This is a genomic window from Porticoccus sp., assembly GCF_965660005.1.
Classification (GTDB): Bacteria; Pseudomonadota; Gammaproteobacteria; order Pseudomonadales; family Porticoccaceae; genus Porticoccus.
This window is the reverse complement of sequence record NZ_CBFHYF010000004.1, coordinates 65,098-89,349: the sequence shown is the minus strand read 5'-3', so window position 1 is coordinate 89,349 and position 24,252 is coordinate 65,098. Positions and strand designations below refer to the sequence as shown.

Below are 24,252 nucleotides of genomic sequence, written 5' to 3'. Positions count from 1 at the left end.
GATGTGTGCGCAGCCAGTGCTGAAACGAGAGAAAAATTACTAAAACCGAATTGTTCAGTATGTTGGAAATGCCAAAGAACTCTAATCACTCTAGAGGCGTTGGGAATTATAGACAAGTTCGGCTCCGTTTTTGATTTATCTGTCTACAAACAGGAGAAATGCAAATTTTATCGAAATCTGTATTTTAAAATGCTGGATGGCGACCCGCTTGCCAAAGAAGCTTTTTATTTGGCAAAGGAGTCAGGGTTAAAAATGCAGGTAAAGATAACTGACTATATTATTGGGGCGGGAAGGAAGGGTTTTAAATTAGGTAATAAAACCTTAAAAAATATTCCATTTATCAGGCGTTTTAGGTTGGCGCGTAAACAGCGAAGACTGAATAAAAACCTCTGAGTTAAATAATTATGAATTTTGAAATTCATCTGATTATTTCAATGCTATTAACAGTTTTTTCTTTGCTTCATCTGCCAGGTTTTCTGGTGATTTTTTGAGCAAAAATTCGCTCATTGACTGTGTTTTGTTATTGGTAGGGATTGCAACAAATGGTTTGCCCAGGAGGTGTGCGTAAATCAGTGGGTGCATTCGGGATGAAATCACGAGCTTCGCTGCAGAGATTTGCCGGATAAACTGCTCAAAGCTCTGAGCGGGCTCGATGCTAATGTCAATACCGGACTGTTGCGCGTAATCATAAAACCTTTCTGCAGCTTTGATATCCTGTTCGGAGCTCACTGATATTTTTACCCTGCTGGAAGCAGCCTGCCCACACACAGCCAGAATTCGGTTGTAATGCGCATGCACTTCCTGTTTTGGTACTGAATTTGTAGAGACAAAAACTACGGTATCGGAACATTCCAAACCGGATACATCTATATGCTGATATGAAAGATAAACGGCGTCAGGAACGGTTTCAAAGTGAAAACCAACAAGCTGCGAGACCAGTTTTACCGTGATATCATCCCTCAAGTAGACTGTTTTCGCCTGCGATAAGAATAGCCTCAGTACCCATCTGTAAAACCTCCCCTGTTTTTCTGATATCTCACCACCAACTGAGTAGGCTACCAGTGGAATTCCAGATATTTTTGATACCAGATACCAGCCTAACAAAGCATAAGGAAAGTTTCTGTTGTTAAGCAATAATTGTCCGCCCCCCACAAGTAGACACTCGGGCTTTTCCTTTCGAGCAGCATAAATCTTCGAGAGAATGTGAATCGTGCGGGTGAACTGAAATTTTAGTCGCCGGCCTATGAAGTCGAAATTCTTGACTGTGTAGCCATTATCCTCCAGAAAATGAGTAATCGACCGACAAATTCCTATATCACCATAATTCGGGTCGTTGTATCTGTTTATCACGCAAATAAGTTTCATTGCAGCTCCATAATTTAAGACGAAGGGTTGAAGTGGATAATCCCTGAATATCTTCCAACGCCTCTAGTGTTTTAGTTGTTCTTGTACGATTCCGTAGTTGAATCTGAGCTCACATTCCTCGAGGTATAGAGGGAATGACTCTTTAAATGTCGGTATTTCTGCAGCGGGGGTTGTTTCAAGACTCAATAGCTGTAAAGCCTTTCGGTGAAATCTTGAAGCCCTCTTTGGCCGCGATATCAATGGCAACGTGAACGAGCTTATTCAGTTTCATCCAAGCAGAGGGCTGGTTGCGAGGGGGTTTCGGCAGCCAGGTATTGGATTTCCAGTTCATGAAGTGCAGGTACATGAACTCCCGTTCGCCGTCGCGATTATTGGTCAGCTTTCCGTTTTGCCAAAACCAATACTGGGGGTGATCCATGCGTCCGTCCCACCATGGCATTGGGGAAAGGATCGTGGAGTGCTGTTCCCGGTAGAGCGTGTTTCGCTGGTACGAGGACGACAGTGACCATAGCGCCTGCAGCCATTTGGGATGCTTTCGGTGCGGCAGGAATACCCTTGAAAATTTCGATTCATCAATTCCTAGGTGTTGATCGTTTTCAAGCAGTTGCTGCCAGTGCGGTATTTTTCGAAAGGCGTTGCGATATTTCTCGCTATTTCTGAGCAGGCAAAAGTGCCCTGAAATACGCCGTTCATGGCTGCTGATCACATTATATTTCTGTAGTACAGGCTCCGTAAGAAAAGCCCTCAATCTGCCATAAATGATATCAATGTCGCCAAAGGCGAAGAAATCGTATCCGGTTAGTTGATCCTGGTGGATAAAACCCAATGCCGGCTTCAAGTCACAAAGCTTGTAGGGGTTAGCCGGGTTGAACTCAATGTCTAGGGACGAACTGACCAGCTGTTTGTAGTCTTTAAACGTGGTTTCGATAAATCGGACATTGGTTGGACATATTGCCGGTTTTTCGCAATCCGTATAAAAAAGCCAGTTGATATCCGGATTATGCTGGCAGCTCTCAAGATAAAAGTCGATCCACTCGGGCCATTTGCCAAAGTAGGGAATAATAATACAAATAGAGGTTGGAGCTGGCGTCATGGAAAGATCTGCCATAGTAATAGTAAGAGATAATCTGTGGGTCGGCGCAGGAGCTGGCGAAGATTCTCTACGATGGATTTATCAATGCTTAATTTTGCTCAACATATTGTTGGCCCGTGGCAGTAATATATGGCTAATAGTGTGGTATTTTTTGAGACATTCAACCTTTTTTGTAATGTACAATGCTGTCCATATCTTTCAGGCCTAAAGCCGAGCTTACAAGTTCTTTCTGATTGAAGGCAGATAATAAGCAGCCTTAGGTAATGTCTTTAATCTCGGGTTCTACCCCTATAATAGTATCGGCTCATCCAGTAAGTATCTAGACGGCACTCTACCAATCGCTGAGTTAGCTGATTCGATATTGTATGTCCCCTGCCATTGCGTGGCCAGATATTGAGCTTGTTCAATAATTTCAAAGAGGTATAGGTGGTGCTTAGTGTGGTTAAATTACTCAACATCAGCGTTCTGTAGGAGCTTGCTAGGTTGAATATACATCAGCGTAATATTGTGGCTGGACATTTGTTCAATCAATCGGTAGCTGATGAAATTCTAGGCCACTATCACCGTGTATGGCCGCAAGTTCGCCACGCCATTCAATCACTTGTTTTAATTCTTGAACCTAGTCTGGCGGTCTTTGCGCGAGCCTTGCCAAATATGCTAAGTGCTTGGTTGGCGAAGGTCGCTTGAAAGTTAAACTGGAAGCGTTGATCAAAAATATACGCTAGAAAGGTCTTGTCAAATTGAAAGGGCGGTTTTTTGAGGCATACTGTTTGCTGTGCCACTGACCTGTACCCAATTTTCTTCTGATTTTGAGCCGTTTGGTATGGTTTTGTTGAAGGCGATGGCGGTACGATTGGCGGCTATCAATTCTAGTTGTGGTGGTGTCTTGAGGGACTGAGGCCGAGGGGCTATTGTTTATTGTCGTGAATGTGAGAATGCTATCCGTAGAGCTGGTTCAGCTCTACGGGAGTGAATACGTAAGATGCGTGCGGCTATGTCTGAAGCGTTGCTAGATCGTCTGAAAGCTTTCTTTGCCGATTGCGTTGTGCGTGGGCTTTTGTGGCCAGCCCTTTACAAGGAATCTGTGTTGAGATGAAGGTACTATTTCTTGTGCAGAAAGAACAACGTGTAATTCTTCACCGTCTTTACGATTCCATCTGTCGTCATCTGAGAGATTGTGAGGTGCGCTGGCTGACCTCGAGAGAACAGGATAATTTGAAACAGTATTTTCAGAATATTGATGTGCATGCTTATGAGCGCATTATTTTCTTTTTGCGCTTTAAAAAAGAAATCAGACAGGTACGGTTCATACAGAGCATCCCAAATCTGGTTATTCTCGAGCATGATGCTTTCCAGAACTATATTATTGGTAAGTACCGAGGAAAATTCAGTAAGCATTATCATAAGTTACCTTGGGCAAGGGTGATTTGTTCAGGTTACGAGGTAACTAAAAAATTATGCGCCGAAGGGTTCGATGTTAAGTTTGTGCCAAAGGGATACGATCAGACGTTGTTGGGCAACCGGGGCTTGGAGCGGGACATTGAACTAGGATTCGTGGGTAGTATCGGCAATCAGGTGTACGATAAGCGCAGGTTGTTGTTGGAGGCCTTGGCTGAACAGGAAAACTTGGTGGTCACCCGTACCCAGTCCGGCGCTGACTATGCCGCGATGTTGAACCGAATTCGTATTTTTGTCAGTGCAGATTTGGGGTTTGGCGAATATATGATTAAGAATTTCGAAGCTATGGCTTGTGGTTGCCTGTTGCTGACCTGGAGCCAGGGAGAAGAGGAAAACCAGGTGTTGGGCTTTCGGGATATGGAAAATGTGGTGCTCTATAGTTCCATCGACGAACTACGGGAAAAGCTGGTTGTGCTTCGCACAACACCCGGTATGGCGGAGAGTATCGCTTCAGCGGGCCAACGGTTGGTGGAACAGTACTACAGTTGGGAGGTTTTGGGGGGCAAGGTAGCTAAAGCAGTCCAATTGCCTTTGCGTAAAAAACGTGTGGAACGCTTTATGGGACTTAAGCATTATTCACTCGTCACTTAAATGTGATAGCTGACTTGAACGCGTGATGGGGTTTAAGACGGCGCTCAACGTTTTGTCTGTTTTTTTGCCGTATTAATGGTCCACAAGATCCTAGTGGATTAATGCTTACTAAAATGAAGGCGGAAAGGAAAAGGAAACTTCTTTGATAGCGAACATGATGTACAGCTCGGATGAGCGCCACAAGGCTACTCAGTCTATCCACAGATTAATTACCCGGGCATTGCAGGAGAAGGGTGTGCCCGTCGATGAGTATTTCCTGGTGAAAGGAGAAAAGCCGGAATTAGCTGATTCGCATGTTCCGACCATCACCAGTGCGCGGGTCGCAAGGAAAAAAGGAATCTGGCGTTATCTCCCAAACATGCTTTCGGGCAAGATAGAGCGTTTGTTGGTTTTTCGGAGGGTGGATGTTGTCGTCTGTGATGGCTTGGGGGTTATGCGGACCTTGATTCCCGTCATGAGACACCTTGAGGGGTTAAGTCTACTGGTAGTTCTTCATAATCTGGTTAAATTTAAAGCAGAAGACCTGGATTTTTTGCAGCGCTATTCAGAGCGAATCCGGTTGGTTGCAGTTTCGCCTTCCTTGGCAATAGAAGTGAAAGCAGAATATCCCTCCATACGCAAAATTACGAGTGCTGTGGCCAATAGCCTAAGTCCGGATTTTCAGGCGAACCTACTTGATAGAGGCTTGGCAAGGTCTATCTTGAACCTCCCCAAATCGGGACACATATCTGTTGTGCTTTCTCGTCTTACGGAAAAAAAAGATGTCTCATTGGTTATTCAAGCCTTCGCCAAGGTCGTTTCAGAAAATCGTTTCCTCGTAATTATGGGTGATGGGCCGCAAAGACCGGCTTTGACGCGGCTGGTAGCAGATATGGGTATGGGGTCCCATGTGATCTGGTTGGGTTGGGTTAATTCTGCTAGCCAATATCTTAGAGCTTTTGACCTGTTTGTCTCGGCATCGACTGCAGAGGGCTTTGGACTGTCTGTTCTGGAAGCCCGTGCCGCTGGGTTGCCTGTGGTTTGCTCTAGGTTGTCAGCTCATGAGGACGCACTCGAACATCATGCTGCTTTCTTTGATGTTGGTGATATAGAAGGTTGTGCCGAGCATTTGTCCTCAGTGGTTAGTGGGGAGGCTGTCTGTGATTTGAAAACCCGATACGAGCAGTTTTCATTGGGATATTTCAGATTGGTTTCTGAGTTGCACCCTAAAAAGTCCTGAAACCTTAAATTTTGGTCTTGGGGTTCGCCTCCCCATTTTGAAAGGGAATAGTTAATTTCAATGCAGAGTATTACAGAGAGCAAGGCCCATAGAGTGGTTTATTGGCTAATGGGCGCGGGACTATTTCTTCAACTGAGCAGTGAAGTGCTGTACAGCTCAGGCAGTGCAAATGGTGTGCATGTATATTTGTTACTGATTCTTCCTGCATTGTTGCTGACAGTTTGGAGCTTTTTGAGAAAAGAGAGCCTATTTTCAGTGGAAGTAAAGAGATTTCTCATTGCTGCCGGTCTCTTCATGACAGTTTGTAGCGTGTCTGCTTATTGGAGTGACAGTGGCCAATCTGTTTTATACGTCCTGAGGAAGAGCTTGGTTATTTTCTTCTACCTCTCAGCCATCATCTATTTGGTTACGGTAGCAAAATGGCAGCACATCAAGTTTTTTATCATGATGCTATGTGTTGTTGCTGCAGTGGGTGCATTGGTGTCTATTTGCTATCAATTAGTTGTCCTCGATGAATCATTTGGTTGGCGAACTTTCAGAATCTACCGAATGGGCCATGGTGAGTGGATAGATTTAGGCTATCCGGTAATTGCCGGGATTTACTTCGCCCTGTTTGGGGTGTTGGCAGCCAGTTTGGTGGCGCTGGGACAGCAGAACCGTTCCCAAAACTTTGTGCTGATGTTAGTGATACTGGTATTGCTGACCTATGTTTTTTTGACTTTTTCTCGAACATCCTGGATTGCCTGGGCGGCAGCTATCTGCTATCTGATGGTGGTGCTTCGACACAGGGCGACTATTGCTTTGGCAACAATTTTGGCGTGTATTGCATTGGTAATGATCGCTATTTACCAAAATCAAATAGCTGTGGAAGTAACAGAAAGGCAGCTTTCCGGGCGGGTGCAAATTTGGCTGTGGACATTGCAGCATTTTCTTGAACGCCCTCTATTGGGCCATGGATTTGATCATTCATTCTGGCCGGAAACACCCTATGCACATGCGCACAACTTTCTTCTACAAGTCCTTTTCGAGCAAGGGCTGCTTGGATTGATTTGCTATTTTTTTATGTTGACCTCGGTATTTGCGGGTGTATGGCGCTACCGGGAAGATAAGCTGGTTTTGGCCGCATTTGCGTTGGTAATATATATACTGACGGCGATGATGGTGGATGTACAGCATGTCATTACCCGTCCCGGCCTCTTCTGGAGTATTTTCTGGTTCCCCTTGGCATTTACTATGGGTGCAGTAAATCGGGCTCAGTTGGCAGCTTTCCGCAACCCGTATAAAAAAGCCAGTTGATATCCGGGTTATGCCGGCAGCTCTGAAGATAAAAATCGATCCACTCCGGCCATTTGCCAAAGTAGGGAATAATTTTAAGAATGGATGTAGTTTTCAAGCCGGTTTTCTACCCTGTTTGAATTATTGTGCTGAATCGTAGATAGCGGGGTTGCCGAGGGTGCAGGTTACCTGGGGCAGTTGCCAGAATTGCTTCCTGACTGCGCAATCGGAGAAATGGTTCTGTAATCGTTGGAAGATCCGGTTGTGGTCGGAGCCTGTCAGCTGCTTTTGTGAAACCCGTATCAGTCGTTGGGCCAGCGCGTCAGCGTCCCCGAAGGGAAACAGTTCGCCGGTATCGCCAACGACCTCGGGGCCACCGCCGCAGTCTGAACAGATAATCGGCAGCTCTGCGGCCATGGCCTCCAGAAGAACCATGCCGAATGGCTCGTGATCGGAGGTCAGGGCAAAGGCATCAAAGGCGCTGAAGTAGCGTCTTGCCTCAATCACATTGCCCGGAAGCAGAACACTGTCGCTGATATCGAGTTCAGCGGCGAGCGCTTTCATTGTTTGCCGCAGTTTTCCGTCCCCAAGCATAACCAGCAGTGCGCCGACGGGAAGATGGGGCAGTGCCCGGGCAAACCCTTTGATCAGCGTCTGCGGATCCTTGTCGGGGTGCAGTCGGCCAACGCTGCCCAGTATCCAGCTGTTCTCGGGTAGCCGGAGTTTCTGTCGTGCCTCCCGGCGGTCAAACAGGCCCTGACGTGCGGCATCTACATCAATACGGTTGTAGAGCGTGATGATTTTTTCCTCGGGCCAGTCGGGCAGGTGGGATCGTATTTCATCGCGCACGGCATTCGAGACGGCAAGTAAGGTCAATCGGGATTTGAACAGGTTCCCCATGAGGCGTCGGCCAAAGCGGTCAAAATCGCCAAATGAGTGGCGCACACTGAAAATGGGCAGGTTCGTTGCCAGTAGTCCCACATAGGCGGATTTGGCGCGGTGAGCAATACAGGCAGAGAAAGGGTATTGACGGGCGATTGCTTTCACTTCCCGGATAACTTTCAGTTTGGCCCCTGCCAGTACACTACTTTTGTGGCCGAGAAAGATAACTTCATCCGAGCAGGCTTTTTTTGCGACCTCCGGGTCTGGTTCCCCGGTCATGAAAACGGTAATTACCTTATAGGGTGTGTCCTTGAACAAGGCTGCGTACTGCCGGGCGCAATCCAGAAAGGGATCGTAGTAGCAGTGACAGAGTTGCAGGATATATTGTTGATCGCTGTTCATTTTCGTTTACACAAATGCTTTTCGGGGCAATGATTTCAGTTCGTAGAGTGATAATACAATAAGTGGCAGCCAGAAAATCAGCCAATAGCCGCGGGGCTTTGAAATCACGGAATCGAGATTAAGCAGGCCCATCGCGCAGGCAAACGCAAACAGAACAGTGGCCACGACTGCATAGGGATTGGCCCGCAATTTCCAGCCAGTGAACAATACCGTCAACATCATCAGTAACAACAGGCCGAGGCCAACAATGCCCCCGGACAGCAGGGCACCGAGATAGACGCTGTGGTAGGCATACCAACCGGCCAGCCGGCCTTCAGCAATGTAAATTGTTGTTCCATGGCCGTGACCGAGCCAGTAATGATGGAACGCCTTCAGATAGCCCGTCCAAAGATCCAGCCTGGAGCTTTGGCCCTTTTCGATATAGGCCTCAATGAGTGGTGCCAGCAGTATGCCGGCGGTGACCAGTAACAGTGTGCCAAGCCCGATCAATAGTAGTTTGTTTCGATTCTTGATGGGGGACAGAGCCACCATGGCAAAACCAAAAAACAGTGTTCCTGCAATGGCCCAGCGGGTATGGGTCAGAACCAGGGTTATCAGAAAAACGGTTAGTGCGACCAACAACAGTGTGACAGTGAGCTTCCGCTCCCGGTTGGCCGGTTCATAAAGCAGGCTACCCAAGCAGAGCAGGGCTCCAGCACCCAGACAAAACCCGGTTCGAACTTTATCGACCAGGGGTCCGGGAATGCTAAAGCGCCTGGTGAGGGGGTAATCGAGATGCAGGTAGTGGTAGGCTGCATAACAGACGGCGGTAACACTGCCGGCAATTATCAGGCACCTGACGAGCAGTTTTAAGCGGTGCTCTGCGCCATTAAAGGTGAATAAAAAAATCAACCAGAAACTCGCCAGATAAAAAACATTTTTTATTGGATTGAGAATATCGCGGCTGCTTTCCGGCCCGGACCAGAAAAGACTCAGCAGGGAAAACCCCAAAAACAGAGAGGAGGTGATCACAATCCGTGATTCAAATACTGCGGACCATTTGCACAGGCCCTTGAAGGTGATTAATGGAAAAGCAATACAGGCAAAAAGTATGAATAATTTCAGATGAAGATTTTTTTCGGGGATGAAAAAAATACCCGCCAGAAAAAAAACAATACTGTAAAAAAAGAGCGTTTTTGTTTTTTCTTCAAAGGGCGAAGTCGCAATCATTGTGATGTTAAATCCAAAACGGTTTTTTAGGGGAAAAAACAGGCGAGGCCGTTACTGTTTTGTGTAAATTGCAGTTAACAAATCCTGTAGCTCTGTGGTTGAAAAGGGGGAGCCTTTGCTGGCCTGGTATCCCTGAATGAAACTGGGGAGAAACCGCATCAGCGCAGCCATATCTTCATGATAGCGGGCGGTGTGCTGAAAGTTTCTAAGTCGCAGTTCCCTATCCAGCGGCTTGCGGTATATCTTCATGTCGGCAATATCGATGAGACCCAGCCGATTTTCAGGGGTCACAATAATATTGCCCATGTGCAGAGAGCGAAAATGAATGCCTTTTTCATGCAGTTCCCGGATAAACCTGCCCAGTTTATTGATGACGATGAGATCAATGTTAGTGGCCAGCTTTTTGAGGGTCTTGCCGGTTAGCGGGTAGTAATGAACGGCGGTACGATGAATGCAGGGTATGCGAAACAGATCAATAACTGTCACTGTGGGAACCCCTTTTTCGGCCAGCTTCTGTACATTGCGGGCAAACCGTTTCGAATAAGGGTATATCCGGGCCAATGAAAAGAGATGTCTTGCCCGAAACAGTTTCAGATAGGTACCGTCAGACAATAGCAGCACTTTCTCACCGAAAGGATCCGCCTCGATTACGTTGGCACCTTCGTGGAGGACCTGATACTCCTGCTTGGTCAGTTTTTTCATAACACTCCGGTCCCTGCTGCAGGCCCATTATAAAGGCCGTCCCCTATGGTAAGATACCCTCAATTTACCCTTGGACAATACCGATGAAATTGACGGTTCCACGATTTGACAAGGCTCAGGTTCTGGTGGTCGGTGATCTGATGCTGGACCGCTACTGGCAGGGCAATACTTCCCGGATATCCCCTGAAGCACCGGTCCCCGTGGTCAACGTGACTCAGTGTGAAGACCGTATGGGTGGTGCAGGCAATGTGGCCCTGAATATCGCGACCCTGGGGGCTGGAGCGACTCTGGTGGCTGTAGTCGGTCGGGACGAGGCGGCGACAGCACTGAAAGCCCGCCTCGATTCTGCGGGTATCCACGCGGATCTGCAGGTTTCTCCCACGAAACCCACGATTACAAAATTGCGCGTGATCAGTCGGCATCAGCAATTACTGCGTCTCGATTTTGAGGAAAGTTTTGCGGAGACGGACTGTGACCAGCTGCCCGCCAAAGTTGCATCATTATTGGCCAATGTCGGCGTATTGGTTTTATCCGATTACGCGAAAGGGGCATTGCAGCAACCCGGGGTATTAATCCGTGCTGCCCGTGACGCCGGTATCCCTGTACTGGTGGACCCCAAGGGGACCGATTATGAGCGTTATCGTGGGGCGACGCTGCTGACACCAAACCTCGCCGAGTTCGAGTCTGTGGTCGGGACCTGTGAAAACGAGCAGACCATAGAGGCCAGGGGCGCCGCATTACTCGAGCAACTGGATATCGAAGCCCTGCTGATTACCCGCAGTGAGCAGGGCATGACGCTGCTGCGCAGGGGCGTGCGGGAGTTGCATCTCCCCGCCAGGGCGAGGGAGGTGTTTGATGTCACGGGTGCCGGGGATACTGTTATATCGGTGCTGGCCGCTGCCCTTGCCGCCGGTGAGGGTTTGCCCGAAGCCGTGGCCATGGCCAATATTGCCGCCGGTATCGTGGTGGGTAAATTGGGCACGGCAACCGTCAGCATGCCGGAGTTGCGCCGTGCCATTCAACAGGAGCAGGGATTCGAGCGAGGGGTGGTCAATGAAGAGCAGCTGGCCGCCGATGTGGCGGATGCCCGTGCCCACGGCGAGCGAATTGTTTTTACCAATGGTTGCTTTGACATTCTCCATGCCGGTCATGTGGGTTATCTGGAGCAGGCGCGCAAATTGGGTGACCGACTGATTGTTGCGATCAATTCCGATGCGTCCGTGACCCGGCTCAAGGGTGAGGGGCGGCCGATCAACCCGGCAGACCGGCGCATGACGGTTTTGGCGGGCCTTGAGGCGGTCGATTGGGTGGTGTCTTTTGAAGACGATACCCCGGAGCGACTCCTGGAAATGATCCGTCCCGACATCCTGGTGAAAGGGGGGGATTACAGCCGCGAGCAGGTGGTGGGCTGGCAGATTGTCGAGGGCTATGGCGGCCAGATCGCTGTATTGGACTTTCTTGATGACTGCTCTACAACGGCTATTGTCGGTAAGATACAGAAAAAGTAAGCAGTTACTTACTTTCTGTTTCCTGGCGCTGCTGCCCGGACAGCTTTGTCTACGTTGTCCCGCAAATGCGCGGGGTTGATGGTGCCGATAATTGCACTGCTCACGCCGGGATGCTGAAAAAGCATTTGAAAGGTTTTCTGCACCGGATCCTCGCCTGTGGCCAGGGTGGCGTGGCCGCTGGCCAGTGCTTTTTTGATCAGGATGCCCTTGTGCTGTGCCAGGCAATAATCGATCACCGGTAACTCCCGGTCGTACAGAAGATTCCAGGTCACCATAACCGCATCGGATTTTTCGGCGGCCAACAGCCCGCCCTCGACCGTTTTCGTGGACATGCCAAAGGCGCGAATTTTTCCTTCGGCCTTGAGGTCCGCCAGCATCTCCAGGGTACCGTAGTCCCGTATGATGGTTTCATCGTTACCATCGGAATGAACCAGCACAATATCAATCATTTCCGTGCGCAGGCGTTTCAGACTCCGCTCGACGCTGAAGCGGGTGTGTTCCGGGGTGAAGTCAAAGAAGGATTTTCCCTGCTCAAATTCCTCGCCGACCTTGCTGCAGATGACCCATGCCTCTCGCTGTCCCTTCAGCAGTTGGCCCAACCGGGTTTCACTGGTGCCGTAGGCGGGTGCGGTATCGATCAGGTTAATGCCCTGCTGCCGAGCCATGTCGATCAGTTGCGCGGCCTGTTGGTCATCCGGTATGGCAAAGTCATTGGGGTATTTCACCCCCTGATCCCGGCCGAGTTTGACGGTGCCGAGACCGAGAATGCTCACGTCGATACCGGTGTTTCCAAAAGGTCTTCTGGGCAGCACCACTATCCTCCGAAAACCGTATGCCACGGCGTGGCAGCCAGTGGTGGATGTCCCAGAAAGCCAAGCGCTGGAATCGGTTCTGCTGAAGGTCGCAGCAAGGATTGCCCCTGTATCAACGCAATGGCTTCGTCGGCAAGGTTGGGGGTCAGGGTCAGCTTGGTGGGCCAGCCGACCATGACATTCGGGCAGCTCTCTGCCCGAGAGACAAACGCCTTGTCGGGGCGGGCAAAATTGCGCTGCCGGGGTTCGGCGCGGTCCACCCGCAGGGTTGCCCACTGCGCGTTGCCGAAATCGACCCAGGGCATCAATGCAGCTAGCTCATCTTTGGCTGCCCCGATCAGTTGTTCAGCCGTCTGGTGAACCCCCTTTTCTGCCAGACTGCCCCCCAAATACCAGACCTGTGCGCCGTCGGCGCAGGGGTGGCTGGATATTGTGAGTCGGGGCGTGGTTTCTGTTCCCAGGCAGTGACCGTAAAACCGATGGGGGTAATGGTGTTTGATCATGACCTGATGCAGTGGTCGGCGCTGCATTTGTGGGGTGTTGATGCCGAGTTCGTTGAGCATGGCTTCATTGCCCTGACCCGCGGTCAGTACGAACTGGCGAGCGTCGAGCCGACGGGTCTGCTGGTTGTGCTCAAAGTTAATGGCTGCGGATTGGTCGCTGTTACGCAGCCAGTGCGCATGCCGCCAGTCAATGTGAAAAATGCGTTCCGCGCAGTTATCGGTTAGTGCCTTGACTACCGTGGGGACATCGAGAACCATGTCCACCAACTGGTAGAGGCTGCCCTTGAATGCGCTGTGCTGGAAAATGGCGGGTCGATTATTCTTCGCCACCTTATTGACCCGCCCCCGGGTCGCCTTGCTGGCGAGAAAAGTGGTCATCCGCGACAGTGCGCTGCTGCTGGACCAGAGGTAAAAATGATCGCTGAGAATGGCCGCGCCACGGAGGTCAACATCGCCTTCGCCCGCGAGGCAGGCTCGCCAGTGATCAGGCATATCCGCAATGGCTTCCGAGGCACCGGTGAGGCCGCCACCGAGCGTATATTTAATGCCACCATGAATCATACCCTGACTGGCGGCAGTCTGATCCCCGCCCAGTGCCGTTTGTTCAAACAGTATTGCATTGTAGCCAGCCTTTACCAGCCGGTTGAGCAACCAGAGACCAGCGATTCCACCGCCAATAATGGCAATATCGCAACTGAGGTCGGTGTGGTTTTGGCTTTTTTCCATAGAAATAGAAGGTCTTGTTGTCGCTTGCCAGACGATGAGTTGTGGGCTGGTCAGCCATTTGTTTTTGGCAGGCCTGACAGGCGCTAGTATACCCTGCCCAATATCTTTATGCTTTACGCAAATCCGCGCATTGCGGCGCAGGCAGGAGACAGTTTTTTGGCGCGCTTCTTTTATTCAGTATTGTTCTACCTGCTGACACCCCTGATTCTGCTGCGCCTGTTGTGGCGAGGTGCCAGGGCGCCAGAGTATCGTCGGCGCTGGCCGGAACGGTTTGGTTTTGTGCCGGGCGTTGATCAGACTCAGACGGCAAAGACTATCTGGGTTCACTCGGTGTCGCTGGGGGAAACGCTTGCATCAGTGCCCATGATTCGCCGCTTGCAGCAGCGCTATCCCGAGGCACAACTGGTGGTGACCACCATGACGCCCACCGGCTCCGCCTGTGTCAAAAATTCTTTTGGTGATACGGTCTATCATGTCTATGCTCCCTACGATCTACCCTGTGCGGTGAAGCGTTTTTTGCAGCGGGTCCGTCCAGATTTGTTGATCATCATGGAGACCGAACTCTGGCCCAACCTGATTCACGGTTGTGCCGAGCGGAATATCCACATCGTTCTGGCCAATGCTCGCCTGTCGGAAAAATCGGCTCGGGGTTACCGGCGATTTGCCGCCCTGACGGGGCCGATGTTGCAATGTATAAATACCGTTGCTGCGCAGCATGAGGAGGATGGCCAGCGCTTTCTGTTGCTGGGTTTGCCGGCACCACAATTGCTTGTGACGGGGAATATCAAGTTTGATCTGACCCTTGATGAACCTTTGCGGGCTCGGGCCGCGCAACTCAGGACGCAGTGGCAAGCAGGGAGTCAGCGCCCGATTCTTCTGGTCGCCAGCACACATCGCGGGGAAGACGATATTTTGCTGGATGCTTTTGAGCAGATCCGTCAACAATTCCCGGCGCTGTTACTGGTGTTGGTGCCGCGGCACCCGGAGCGTTTTGACGATGTAGTGAAGCGCTGTCTGGCGAGAGGATTAAACACAGTGCGTCGTAGCGGCGGCACGTCTCCTGCGACAACGGATCAGGTGTTGGTCGGCGATACCATGGGCGAACTGCTGGTGTTTTTTGGTGCCTGCGATATCGCCTTCATCGGTGGCAGTCTGGTGCCCACCGGTGGCCACAACCTGATTGAACCGGCCGTCTGGCAGGTGCCGGTACTGAGTGGCCCACACCTCTTTAATTTTGCCGATGTTTCGAGGTTGTTGCTGGCAGCAGGTGGCATGGCCATCTGCAAAGATGCCCGGTCAATTGCCGACAACGTGGTAGTGTTGCTGGGCGACCCCGATGCCGCCGCCCGGATGGGGGCGGCAGCTAAAACAGTAGCCGAGAAGAATCGTGGTGCACTTGACCGGTTATTGACGGTTATTGAACGCTAGCCTTGGTGACGCTGATGGCGGGGTCCAGCCAGGCGTTGAGCTGGTAAATGTCCTCCGGACTCAACTGCCCAGCCACTTCTTTTAGACGCAACAGGCTGCCGATGTAATCAAAGCGCGCATTGGCGTAATCGCGACGCGCCTGGTAGAGATTTTGCTGGGCCAACAGCACATCGACAATATTGCGAGTCCCCGCATCATAACCGGCCTGGGTCGCCTCCAGTGCACTGGCCGCCGAGGTGATGGCCTGGTTTCTGGCGTTCACCCGGGCTTTATCGGTCAGGACTGACAGGTGTTGCGAGCGGGCCTGTTGCACGGTGTTGCGTTGGGCACCGGTAAAGATTTCCTTTGCTTCAACCGATTGATGGAAGGCCTGCCGGCGCTCGGCGCTGACCAGCCCCCCGGTAAAAATGGGAATAGTCAGTTGCAGCCCCACCACATGGCCGTCCTGCTTGGTTTCCGAAGGGCGGACATACGACTGGTTAAGTGGGTCGTCGAGATCCCGTCCTCTAAATTCACTTTTTGACTGATCGTCAAAATAGGAGATCGAGCCAGACAAAGTGGGTGCATGTTCGTACTTTTTTGAGTTGGCGTTTTCTTCGGCGGCATCCCGTTGATATCTGGTTGCCTGCAGCACGAAATTGTTCTGCAGGGCAAACTGAACCCAGTCTTCGAGGCTGAGGGGTTGGGGATCGACAATGGGGAAGTCCGGCATCAGGCCTGCAAGCTGCTCATGTTGTTGGCCGGTGAGCACGGTCAAACCTTCGAAAGCGATGTCCAGCGCACCGCGCACTTCCAGGGTGTTCACCCTGGCACTATCAAAGGCAGCCTGGGCTTCATGGACATCGGTGATGGGCAGCAGGCCGACTTCGAAGCGTTCTGTGGTTTGCTCGAGTTGCCGCTGGATGGCCTTTTCTTCCGCGAGAGCGGTTTCCAGATTCTCTCTGGCCCTGAGAACCTCAAAATAGGCATCTGCACTGCGAAGGATCAGGGATTGTTGATCGGCGGCAAACTGCAGTCGTGCCTGTTCACTGAGTGCCTTGCCCTGCTGGAAGCTGAACCAGGCGGGCAGATCGAAAATCGGCTGCGTCAAGCTGATGGAATAGCCCTTGGTGTCAGTATCTGTGTCGCCATCGCGCCCCGGTGTAACCGTCTGGCTCAATACGGTTCTCGACGAGCCATTGGACTCTTGTTCCTGATACTCTCCTGTGGCGGTGATCTGTGGCAACAGCCCGGCACGGCCAATATTTTTTGATTCGCTGTCTGCCCGGAATGCGGCCTGGGCTGCGCGCAATTGTGGATCGTGCTCCACAGCGTGTTCATAAATCTGAGACAGTGTCTCGCCGACAGCAAATGGGCTGACCAGGACCAATGCCAGAAGGCGTAGATGTTTCAAGGGGTGCATCGGAAATCCTTTCATCAGTTGGCTTGTCAGCCCATGAGTCTAGCAGATTTTGCCCGGTGGAACATGGCCCTGTCCGCGGCAGGGCTGCCAAAATAGCCGGAGCAATTGATGAGTGTTAAGGGTTGCGCTCCAGATGGCAGAATGGATTTGAGTGGAGAAAACGACGACTGATATTTTATCGACGTCGGGATGAATCTGTGGCGGACAAAAACCCCTGGCCCCGGGTGCAGCTATTTATTGCCCTGTGAAAGCATGACCCGTCAATGGGTATCGGTTACAGTAAGAAAAAAGGGGGCGGAATGTTCAAGGTTGGTCGTTACACACGGAAAGATGTCGACGTGCTCGGCCGTGAACAGCTGTTTCGCGGTTTTTTCTCGATGGTAAAACTGACTCTGCGGCACAAGCTGTTTTCCGGCCAGTGGTCAGAGCCCATCGTGCGGGAGTTATTTGAGCGGGGCAGTTGCGTGGGTGTGCTGCTCTATGATCCTCGACATGAACTGCTGGCTCTGGCGGAACAGTTTCGTGTGGGGGCAATGGAAAATGCTGAAAGCCCCTGGTTATATGAAGTGGTCGCCGGGATGGTTGAACCGGGGGAACAACTCGAAGAGGTGGCCAGGCGCGAGACGCTTGAGGAGGCAGGACTGATACCCGACCGGTTGTTACCGATCTGCGATTACTGGGTTAGCCCCGGCAATACCAGTGAGCGCATGTACCTGTTCTGCGCACTGCTGGACTTGAGTGCAGCGGGTGGCATTTACGGGCTGGATCATGAGTCGGAGGATATTAAGCTCCATGTTATGTCGCGGGCGGAGGCTTTTGACCTACTTGATGAAGGCCAGTGCAATAATGCAGCAACAACAATCAGTCTGATGTGGTTGCGCATGAACTATCCACATATTGTGTGACGGGGTACGCCATTTCTGATCCCGGGGAACAAAGCCTCTAAAAATGTGACTGAGTACAGTGATTGCCAAGATGAAAGTACGCTACAAAGTAGACCTGATCGGGTATATGGCCGAATGTGATGCGAATTACATGCGGCTCATGAAGCTGTTTCCCGGCATGACGGATGGTGGCGAGCGCAGAATAGGTCTGTGTCACAACGGCGAGCATATTCTGCGATTGATTGTACGAGAGCAGACCACCTACACCACGCTCCTTGAACTATGTCTGGTAGCCTGTAATGGTTGCAGTGACGACTGGTTCAAGTTGCCAAGACTGATGCTGCGTCTCTATCACGATGCCCGCGTTGCTGAAGTGGTGTCCTGGGAGGGGGTGCGGCAAATCAAGCCTCGCTACGATTATCCCAACCGGCAAATGTACCATCAGGATGAGAAGGCACAGTGGAACCGCTTTCTGGGAGAGTGGTTATCCCACTGCCTGAAATACGGTTATCATCTGGAGCCGTTATTCGGCGAAATGCCATACGGATGAGAGTAGTCTGCTGTCAGCGTAAGCATTAAAAGGGAGTCAAATCATCTTGCAGCATACCAACCGGCCCGTTGCCCGAATCCTGCAATTATCGGATAGCCATCTTGGGGCAAGCCGGGACTTTCGGCTGGCGGGAATCAATACCTACCAGAGTTTTTGCCAGGTGTTGGAGGCCTTACCTGACCGGGATGCTGTCCCTGATCTGGTGGCGGTGACGGGGGATATTGCCGGTGATGGTGACGAAGCCGCCTACCATTTATTCAATCAAGTCATGGCCGAGCAGCCCCGCTCGTTTGCCTGGTTGCCGGGGAATCACGACAACTTTCCCCTGATGCATCAAGTACTCCATCAACCGTTCAGGCGGGTTATCGAGCTGGGTAACTGGGTGGCAATTTTCCTGGTCAGTGCACAGCCGGGTGAGGTGTCAGGGCAGCTGGCAGATGCAGAGCTGACTGAGTTGCAAGATCTTCTGCATCGTCACCGCGATCAGTATGTGCTGTTGTTCGTGCACCACATGCCGGTTGAAATCAGCTGCCAGTGGCTCGATAAACACCGGATTGCCAACCATCGGCAACTGGCTGACCTGGTGACGAAATTTCCCGGAGTCAGAGCACTTTTTGCCGGACACGTGCACCAACCATTCTCGACATCCTGGCAGGGTATAGCTGTACACAGTACACCCTCCACCTGCTTCCAGTTTTTACCCGGCAGTGATGGTTTCGAGTTGTCCGAGCAACCCCCGGGTTATCGCTGGATTGAACTGTACGCCGATGGTCAGCTGAAAACCGGTGAGGGGTTTGTCGCCGGTGCTGGGCAGCAGGTGGACCACCGTTGCAGTGGGTACTGATATTTTCTGATCGTTAGGGCAGTTGGGCATGACCGTCACAGTCTGTCACTGTCCGTCGATAGCGTTATAATCCCTTCTCGATTGCTGCTGCAGGCTGTACTTCAATCATGCCCCTTGTCTACATTCATGGTTTCAACAGCTCGCCTGCCTCGCTCAAGGCGCGTCAGACGGCGGCCTGGCTGCAGAAAAACTGTCCGGCGGTCTCTTTTGTCTGCCCGGCGCTCGCCAGCGATCCGGCAAGAGCCATTGCTCAATTACAGCTGGAAGTGGAAAAAACGGGTGGGCCGGTGGGGTTGGTGGGCAGCTCAATGGGTGGTTACTATGCCACCTGGCTGGCAGAAAAATATCGCTTGAAGGCGGTGCTGATAAACCCTGCCGTAAAGCCCTATGACTTGATGGTGGATTATCTGGGTGTCAATGCCAATTACCATACCGGCGAGCGCTATCATCTGGAGCAGTGCCATGTGAATGCCGTAAAAGACCTGGAGGTGCCGGTATTGCAGAATCTCGCCAATTACTGGGTACTGCTGCAAACCGGCGACGAGGTGCTGAACTACAGACTGGCCGAGTCCCGATACAATGGCTGCCGAGTGACCATTGAGCAGGGTGGTGATCACAGCTTTCAACACTATGAGCGACATCTGCCTGCCATTATCGAATTTTTGGGGTTAGCAACCGGGGTTTCATGAATAAGTATACCGCTGAAGATATTGAAGTTCTCACAGGCCTTGATCCGGTCAGAAAGCGTCCGGGAATGTATACGGATACCACCCGCCCCAACCATCTTGCCCAGGAGGTTATCGACAACAGTGTCGACGAAGCCCTTGCCGGTCACGCCAGCAAGATCGACGTCACGCTCTACCGCGATGGCTCTCTCGCGGTGGCTGACAATGGCCGCGGCATGCCCGTGGATATGCATCCGGAACAGAGCTTGCCGGGGGTGGAAGTGATTCTTGCCACGCTGCACGCGGGAGGCAAATTTTCCAACAAAAATTATCAGTTCTCCGGCGGTCTGCACGGTGTCGGTGTTTCGGTGGTGAATGCATTATCCAGCAAGCTGGAAGTGACGATTCGCCGCGATGGCCAGGTTTATCGCATGGGTTTTGCCGGCGGTGACAAGGTTTCCGATCTCAAAGTGGTGGACAGTTGTGGTCAGCGCAATACCGGTACCGAGTTGCGCTTTTTACCAGATCCGAAGTACTTCGATACGGTCAAATATTCGGTTCCCCGCTTGCGGCATGTTTTACGTGCCAAGGCTGTGCTCTGTGCCGGGCTGACGGTGAATTTTACCGATGAGAACAGCGGTGAAACCGATAGCTGGTGCTATGAGGATGGCCTCGCCGATTATCTGCAAGGGGCGACTGCGGGTTGGGAAGTGTTGCCAAAAATGCCCTTCACCGGCAGTTATTCGTCGGAGAGTGAGGCCGCGGACTGGGCGCTGCAGTGGCTGCCGGAAGGTGGTGAGTTGACCCAGGAAAGTTACGTTAACCTGATCCCCACTTTGCAGGGTGGCACCCATGTCAACGGGTTGCGTACCGGCTTGTTGGAAGCCCTGCGGGAATTCTGTGAATTCCGCAATCTGCTGCCGCGTGGTATCAAGTTGGCACCGGACGATATCTGGGATAAATGCTGTTTTGTCCTCTCGTCGAAATTGGCAGACCCGCAATTTTCCGGCCAGACCAAAGAGCGTCTATCCTCACGCGAGGCAGCGGCTTTTGTATCAGGCGTGGTCAAGGATTCCTTCAGTCTGTGGCTGAACCAGCATACGGAGGATGCAGAGCAACTTGCCGAGCTTTGCATCAACAACGCCCAGCGGCGGCTCAAGGACAGCAAAAAGGTCGCACGCAAGCGCATAACGGCGGGACCGGCGTTGCCCGGCAAGCTGGCAGACTGCTCCAGCGCCAGCCCCGAGCTGTCGGAATTGTTCCTGGTGGAGGGCGATTCCGCTGGTGGCTCCGCCAAGCAGGCCCGCAACCGGGAGTTCCAGGCGATCATGCCATTGCGGGGTAAAATTCTTAATACCTGGGAGGTGGACAGTCAGGAAATTCTCGCCTCCCAGGAGGTGCATGATATCTCTGTGGCGCTGGGTATCGATCCGGCCAGTGAGGGGCTGGAGGCACTGAGATACCATAAAATCTGTATTCTTGCCGATGCGGATTCCGATGGCTTGCACATTGCCACCTTGCTGTGCGCCCTGTTTGTGCGACACTTCCGGCCTCTCGTGGCGGCGGGGCATGTGTATGTGGCCATGCCACCGCTGTATCGGATTGATGTGGGCAAGGAGGTGTACTACGCACTGGATGAAGGGGAAAAAAGGGGCCTGCTGGATCGCATCGAGGCGGAGAAGAAGCGCGGCAAAGTCAATGTGCAGCGATTCAAGGGGCTGGGTGAAATGAACCCTATCCAGTTGCGGGAGACCACCATGGACCCGGATACCCGGCGGCTCGTTCAGTTGACGATTGATGCCGGTGACGATACCAACAGTCTGCTGGACATGTTGTTGTCGAAGAAGCGGGCGCCAGACCGCAAGGAATGGCTGGAGCAAAGCGGAAATCTGGCCGATGTGCAGTAACCGGGCATGATTTCAGTGGGTTTTTTCAGGGAGAAAAAATCATGAAAAAATTACTGATATTCCTCCGCTGGAGCCTGATCAGTACAGTGCTGTTGGTGGTTCTGACGCTTTCACTGCTGCCATTTATGATTCGCTGGCAAGGTGTTGCCTGGCTGGAACAGCAGGGGCTGGATGCCACTATTGGCTATGTGGAAATTCGCTCGATGTTGGGTACGGTTCAGATCAATAATGTCCGAATCGAATCTCCTGATGGAGAGCGACTGAGGCTCGACCAGCTGTTATTGAATATTGACTGGAATCCCCTGTTTGAAAGCAGTCTTTACATCGAGGAAGTATTGCTTGATGGCGTGGCAGTTGATCTGGCCGCGACAGCCTCTGGCTGGCGGGTAGGTGGTATCGCGTTACCCGCCACTGACGAGGAGGCAGAAAAGGAGGTGGAAACCTCGCCACTGTTTCAGCAATTGCAGTTGAGACAGTTTCAGCTTCGTGATCTGACGTTTTGTTATCTGGTGATCAATGAACGCGGGGAGCAGCAGGCAAATCAGTGTGCCGGGCTGGAGGCATTATCGTTCGATGATCTCGCCATGACCTTGGGCGAGACACCCTCCCTGTCGCTACCCGGTGTATCGGTTACGGGGTTGCGCTGGTTTGATCGGCTCGACCCGTTGGCATTGGCGGCCGTTGAATCACTGGCCGTTACCGGCGTCAACAGCCTTGATATGGCTCGCTGGCAGCTGGACAAGATCCATCTTCAATCGTTGGGACTGTTGCCGGGAGATACTGCGGCACTGCAACTGAATCAGTTGACGCTGATTGGACTGGATGCAGCGGAAAATCTGGCACTGGAGCGTCTCTCGCTCGATACCATTGCTGTTGGACTGGAGCTCGATCAGGCCACTCGTCTGGTGTTTGCGCCGGCACTGCTGAAGCGTATCGGTCAGCTGTCTCCCGAAACCCCCGCCCAGACGGCCACCGATAAGGGTGAAGATACTGACGGAAAGCAGATTACGTTAAAGCAATTTGCCCTGCGGCAACTCGATATCGGTGCCGACCGGCCGCTATTGTCCGCCGGAGAACTGCGGTTCAGCGATCTGCAACTGGCGGGTAGCGCGGTGGCGTTGGATGCCCTGATCCTCGGTCGTCTCAGCCTGCTCCCCGGGACAGAGGATGCATTGGCGTTGGATCGTCTCGAGATACAGAACCTTGATGTGGACCGGGATATTGCTGTCGCCGGGCTGTCGCTGGGCGATCTTCAGGTGCGCCTCCAGACTGACCCGCAGGGGAAAGTAGTGTTTGCGCCAACACTGATTCGCCAGCTTGTGCCGGCGTCGGAAAAAAATACTGATGTCGCAGAAGCGGTTGATTCGTCAGCCGGGAACTCGGCTGCCATGGGTTTTGAGCTGGGTGACTTGCAATTGGGTTCGCTGGCTGTTTTCGCCGATCGTGAGTTGCTGTCACTGGATTCGCTCGGGCTGCAACAGCTGAAACTTGCTGGCGATCAGATTGAGCTGGCCCGGCTGGAAGCCTCTACGGTGGCTTTCCTCACACCTGCCTCAGGCACTTCCCAAGCAGATCACTATGTGCAAATTCCGCGATTATTGCTGGATAAGCTGGCAAAAAATGCTGCCACGCTCAGTCTGGGCAGGATCGAGTTGAGTGACCCCGAGGTTTTTGTGCACCGCGATGCTGACGGAATCCTGCTGATGCTCAGCGAACTCGCTATTTTGCTGGGGCAGGGTGGTGAGTCGGAGGATCGGCCAGGGCAGGCTGTAACAGATAGCGATCCGCCACTAAAGATACGGTTGGGATCGCTGCTGCTTGGCCGCCAGGGGCAGTTGCGCATACTGGATGAAAGTGTATCGCCACCGCTGGATCAACGCTTTACCGGGCTTGATTTGCATGTCGCCCATCTTGACGGTACCCGGCCGGATGCCCGTGCCGATGTGAGTCTGAACATGGCCCTGAATCAGTTTGGCGCATTGTCCATGTCCGGTCAGCTCGTCCCCTTTGGTGACACATTGTCCACCCTGATTAATGGTGAAATCAAAGGTATTGATGTGCGTGATATTTCCGGTTACGCAAAGAAATTCAGCGGGTATAACCTCGATCAGGGACTGGTAGATGCCGACATCAGGGTCGATATTCGCGACGATGCTATTGATGCAACAGTCACTACACAGTTCCACAAGCTACAGGTGTCACCGGTGAGCAAAGCCGATCTCGACGCCGGTGCCAGTGAATTGGGTGTGCCATTGGAGTTCGCCCTGTCATTGTTGCGCGATGACAATGGCATGATTGAACTGAAACTGCCGATCAGTGGCAATGTCAATTCACCGAGCTTTTCCATCAGGCATATTGTCAACAAAGTCATGTTCAAAGTGATTAAGGAGACAGTGATTAATTACTACTTGCCCTTTGGACTGGTGATGAAGACCCTGATCGGTGATGGTCTGGCCGGAATGGGGTTTGAACCTTTGGGGTTTGAGCCGGGTACGACGGTGCTGGATGATGCCGGCGAAGCCAACCTGAATCGTCTTTCGGATATGTTGCAAAAACGTCGGCAGCTGCAACTGATCTTCTGCGCACCCGCAACTTTGCGGGATTGGGCCGCGCAATTTTCATCGGATGATTTGGTAACCCTGCAGTCATCGGCGGAAAATTTCCCGCTTCCCGAAACCACGACGGAGCAATCTGCCGAGCTCGCTGCGCTGGCCAATCAGCGCACGGCCGCCGCGAAGCAGTACCTGATTGATCGCAATGTTGATCCGGGGTAAATGATTCTCTGTACCGGTAAATTTGACCAGAGCAGCACCTTGCGGCCGGAAAT

General features: G+C 52.0%; 21 protein-coding genes. 12 read left to right on the top strand and 9 right to left on the bottom strand.

Annotated features, from left to right (window positions below; translation table 11 throughout):
* Positions 1 to 393: hypothetical protein (locus ACTF5G_RS02265; RefSeq protein WP_438951198.1), on the top strand; the 393-nt coding region annotated here is incomplete at its 5' end.
* A gap of 33 nt (positions 394 to 426) precedes the next feature.
* Here ACTF5G_RS02265 and ACTF5G_RS02260 read toward each other — a convergent pair.
* Positions 427 to 1,365, bottom strand: a complete 939-nt coding sequence (locus ACTF5G_RS02260; RefSeq protein WP_438951197.1) for a polysaccharide pyruvyl transferase family protein — start codon at positions 1,363 to 1,365, stop codon at positions 427 to 429.
* A 175-nt stretch (positions 1,366 to 1,540) separates the two neighbouring features.
* Positions 1,541 to 2,458: a DUF6625 family protein gene (locus tag ACTF5G_RS02255; RefSeq protein WP_438951196.1), complete on the bottom strand. Its 918-nt coding sequence runs from the start codon at positions 2,456 to 2,458 to the stop codon at positions 1,541 to 1,543.
* Between the two features lie 1,092 nt (positions 2,459 to 3,550).
* Here ACTF5G_RS02255 and ACTF5G_RS02250 point away from each other — a divergent pair.
* From ACTF5G_RS02250 to ACTF5G_RS02240, 3 genes are all read left to right on the top strand, one after another.
* Complete coding sequence (locus tag ACTF5G_RS02250; protein WP_438951195.1) at positions 3,551 to 4,507, top strand: glycosyltransferase family protein; 957 nt, start codon at positions 3,551 to 3,553, stop codon at positions 4,505 to 4,507.
* Positions 4,508 to 4,649: 142 nt separating this feature from the next.
* Positions 4,650 to 5,726 (top strand): glycosyltransferase family 4 protein, encoded by a 1,077-nt coding sequence (locus ACTF5G_RS02245; RefSeq protein WP_438951194.1) that lies wholly within the window; start codon positions 4,650 to 4,652, stop codon positions 5,724 to 5,726.
* A gap of 60 nt (positions 5,727 to 5,786) precedes the next feature.
* Entirely contained in the window at positions 5,787 to 7,022 is a 1,236-nt protein-coding gene (locus tag ACTF5G_RS02240; protein WP_438951193.1) for an O-antigen ligase family protein, read from the top strand.
* On the opposite strand, the gene ACTF5G_RS02235 is transcribed toward ACTF5G_RS02240, so the two are convergent.
* The 4 genes from ACTF5G_RS02235 to ACTF5G_RS02220 are packed head-to-tail and all read right to left on the bottom strand — an operon-like array spanning position 6,958 to position 10,196.
* Positions 6,958 to 7,119, bottom strand: coding sequence for a DUF6625 family protein (locus tag ACTF5G_RS02235; RefSeq protein WP_438951192.1), 162 nt, complete (start codon positions 7,117 to 7,119; stop codon positions 6,958 to 6,960). The genes ACTF5G_RS02240 and ACTF5G_RS02235 overlap by 65 nt on opposite strands.
* Before the next feature lie 23 nt (positions 7,120 to 7,142).
* On the bottom strand, positions 7,143 to 8,285 hold the full coding sequence (locus ACTF5G_RS02230; RefSeq protein WP_438951191.1) for a glycosyltransferase: 1,143 nt from the start codon (positions 8,283 to 8,285) through the stop codon (positions 7,143 to 7,145).
* Positions 8,286 to 8,291: 6 nt separating this feature from the next.
* Positions 8,292 to 9,494, bottom strand: a complete 1,203-nt coding sequence (locus tag ACTF5G_RS02225) for a hypothetical protein (RefSeq protein WP_438951190.1) — start codon at positions 9,492 to 9,494, stop codon at positions 8,292 to 8,294.
* A 51-nt stretch (positions 9,495 to 9,545) separates the two neighbouring features.
* Positions 9,546 to 10,196 (bottom strand): hypothetical protein, encoded by a 651-nt coding sequence (locus ACTF5G_RS02220; protein WP_438951189.1) that lies wholly within the window; start codon positions 10,194 to 10,196, stop codon positions 9,546 to 9,548.
* Positions 10,197 to 10,279: 83 nt separating this feature from the next.
* Here ACTF5G_RS02220 and hldE point away from each other — a divergent pair, with 83 nt between their 5' ends.
* Positions 10,280 to 11,704 (top strand): bifunctional D-glycero-beta-D-manno-heptose-7-phosphate kinase/D-glycero-beta-D-manno-heptose 1-phosphate adenylyltransferase HldE, encoded by a 1,425-nt coding sequence (gene hldE, locus ACTF5G_RS02215; RefSeq protein ID WP_438951188.1) that lies wholly within the window; start codon positions 10,280 to 10,282, stop codon positions 11,702 to 11,704.
* 8 nt (positions 11,705 to 11,712) lie between these two features.
* Here the strand turns inward: hldE and ACTF5G_RS02210 are convergent, their stop codons facing one another.
* Both ACTF5G_RS02210 and ACTF5G_RS02205 read right to left on the bottom strand, forming a co-directional pair.
* Positions 11,713 to 12,516, bottom strand: a complete 804-nt coding sequence (locus ACTF5G_RS02210; RefSeq protein WP_438951187.1) for an aldo/keto reductase — start codon at positions 12,514 to 12,516, stop codon at positions 11,713 to 11,715.
* Between the two features lie 2 nt (positions 12,517 to 12,518).
* Positions 12,519 to 13,745, bottom strand: a complete 1,227-nt coding sequence (locus ACTF5G_RS02205) for an FAD-dependent oxidoreductase (protein ID WP_438951186.1) — start codon at positions 13,743 to 13,745, stop codon at positions 12,519 to 12,521.
* A gap of 156 nt (positions 13,746 to 13,901) precedes the next feature.
* On the opposite strand from ACTF5G_RS02205, the gene waaA reads away from it, so the two are divergent.
* Complete coding sequence (waaA, locus tag ACTF5G_RS02200; RefSeq protein ID WP_438951185.1) at positions 13,902 to 15,173, top strand: lipid IV(A) 3-deoxy-D-manno-octulosonic acid transferase; 1,272 nt, start codon at positions 13,902 to 13,904, stop codon at positions 15,171 to 15,173.
* Here the strand turns inward: waaA and ACTF5G_RS02195 are convergent.
* Positions 15,160 to 16,575 carry a TolC family outer membrane protein gene (locus ACTF5G_RS02195; protein WP_438951184.1) on the bottom strand — a complete coding sequence of 472 codons (1,416 nt, stop codon included), beginning with the start codon at positions 16,573 to 16,575 and terminating at the stop codon, positions 15,160 to 15,162. The two genes, waaA and ACTF5G_RS02195, sit on opposite strands and share 14 nt — an antisense overlap.
* A 263-nt stretch (positions 16,576 to 16,838) precedes the next feature.
* Here ACTF5G_RS02195 and ACTF5G_RS02190 point away from each other — a divergent pair, with 263 nt between their 5' ends.
* From ACTF5G_RS02190 to ACTF5G_RS02165, 6 genes are all read left to right on the top strand, one after another.
* The gene (locus ACTF5G_RS02190) at positions 16,839 to 17,480 is read left to right on the top strand and encodes an NUDIX domain-containing protein (protein ID WP_438951183.1); all 642 of its coding nucleotides are present in this window, start codon (positions 16,839 to 16,841) and stop codon (positions 17,478 to 17,480) included.
* A gap of 70 nt (positions 17,481 to 17,550) precedes the next feature.
* Entirely contained in the window at positions 17,551 to 18,009 is a 459-nt protein-coding gene (locus ACTF5G_RS02185; RefSeq protein WP_438951182.1) for a DUF1249 domain-containing protein, read from the top strand.
* 46 nt (positions 18,010 to 18,055) lie between these two features.
* Complete coding sequence (locus ACTF5G_RS02180) at positions 18,056 to 18,853, top strand: metallophosphoesterase (RefSeq protein ID WP_438951181.1); 798 nt, start codon at positions 18,056 to 18,058, stop codon at positions 18,851 to 18,853.
* Positions 18,854 to 18,960: 107 nt separating this feature from the next.
* Positions 18,961 to 19,542: a YqiA/YcfP family alpha/beta fold hydrolase gene (locus tag ACTF5G_RS02175; RefSeq protein ID WP_438951180.1), complete on the top strand. Its 582-nt coding sequence runs from the start codon at positions 18,961 to 18,963 to the stop codon at positions 19,540 to 19,542.
* Positions 19,539 to 21,425 (top strand): DNA topoisomerase IV subunit B, encoded by a 1,887-nt coding sequence (gene parE, locus ACTF5G_RS02170; protein ID WP_438951179.1) that lies wholly within the window; start codon positions 19,539 to 19,541, stop codon positions 21,423 to 21,425. Before ACTF5G_RS02175 ends, parE begins: the two co-directional genes overlap by 4 nt.
* A 41-nt stretch (positions 21,426 to 21,466) precedes the next feature.
* Positions 21,467 to 24,199 carry a DUF748 domain-containing protein gene (locus tag ACTF5G_RS02165; RefSeq protein ID WP_438951178.1) on the top strand — a complete coding sequence of 911 codons (2,733 nt, stop codon included), beginning with the start codon at positions 21,467 to 21,469 and terminating at the stop codon, positions 24,197 to 24,199.
* Positions 24,200 to 24,252 lie beyond the last annotated feature (53 nt).

Excerpts from the sequence above, each read along its gene's own strand:
- ACTF5G_RS02205 (WP_438951186.1), bottom strand. The coding sequence starts at position 13,745 with ATGGAAAAAAGCCAAAACCACACCGACCTCAGTTGCGATATTGCCATT.
- ACTF5G_RS02260 (WP_438951197.1), bottom strand. The coding sequence starts at position 1,365 with ATGAAACTTATTTGCGTGATAAACAGATACAACGACCCGAATTATGGT.
- ACTF5G_RS02190 (WP_438951183.1), top strand. The coding sequence starts at position 16,839 with ATGGGTATCGGTTACAGTAAGAAAAAAGGGGGCGGAATGTTCAAGGTT.
- ACTF5G_RS02185 (WP_438951182.1), top strand. The coding sequence starts at position 17,551 with ATGAAAGTACGCTACAAAGTAGACCTGATCGGGTATATGGCCGAATGT.
- ACTF5G_RS02230 (WP_438951191.1), bottom strand. The coding sequence starts at position 8,285 with ATGAACAGCGATCAACAATATATCCTGCAACTCTGTCACTGCTACTAC.
- ACTF5G_RS02250 (WP_438951195.1), top strand. The coding sequence starts at position 3,551 with ATGAAGGTACTATTTCTTGTGCAGAAAGAACAACGTGTAATTCTTCAC.
- ACTF5G_RS02195 (WP_438951184.1), bottom strand. The coding sequence starts at position 16,575 with ATGCACCCCTTGAAACATCTACGCCTTCTGGCATTGGTCCTGGTCAGC.
- ACTF5G_RS02175 (WP_438951180.1), top strand. The coding sequence starts at position 18,961 with ATGCCCCTTGTCTACATTCATGGTTTCAACAGCTCGCCTGCCTCGCTC.
- ACTF5G_RS02255 (WP_438951196.1), bottom strand. The coding sequence starts at position 2,458 with ATGACGCCAGCTCCAACCTCTATTTGTATTATTATTCCCTACTTTGGC.
- ACTF5G_RS02225 (WP_438951190.1), bottom strand. The coding sequence starts at position 9,494 with ATGATTGCGACTTCGCCCTTTGAAGAAAAAACAAAAACGCTCTTTTTT.
- ACTF5G_RS02220 (WP_438951189.1), bottom strand. The coding sequence starts at position 10,196 with ATGAAAAAACTGACCAAGCAGGAGTATCAGGTCCTCCACGAAGGTGCC.
- hldE (WP_438951188.1), top strand. The coding sequence starts at position 10,280 with ATGAAATTGACGGTTCCACGATTTGACAAGGCTCAGGTTCTGGTGGTC.
- ACTF5G_RS02165 (WP_438951178.1), top strand. The coding sequence starts at position 21,467 with ATGAAAAAATTACTGATATTCCTCCGCTGGAGCCTGATCAGTACAGTG.
- parE (WP_438951179.1), top strand. The coding sequence starts at position 19,539 with ATGAATAAGTATACCGCTGAAGATATTGAAGTTCTCACAGGCCTTGAT.
- ACTF5G_RS02240 (WP_438951193.1), top strand. The coding sequence starts at position 5,787 with ATGCAGAGTATTACAGAGAGCAAGGCCCATAGAGTGGTTTATTGGCTA.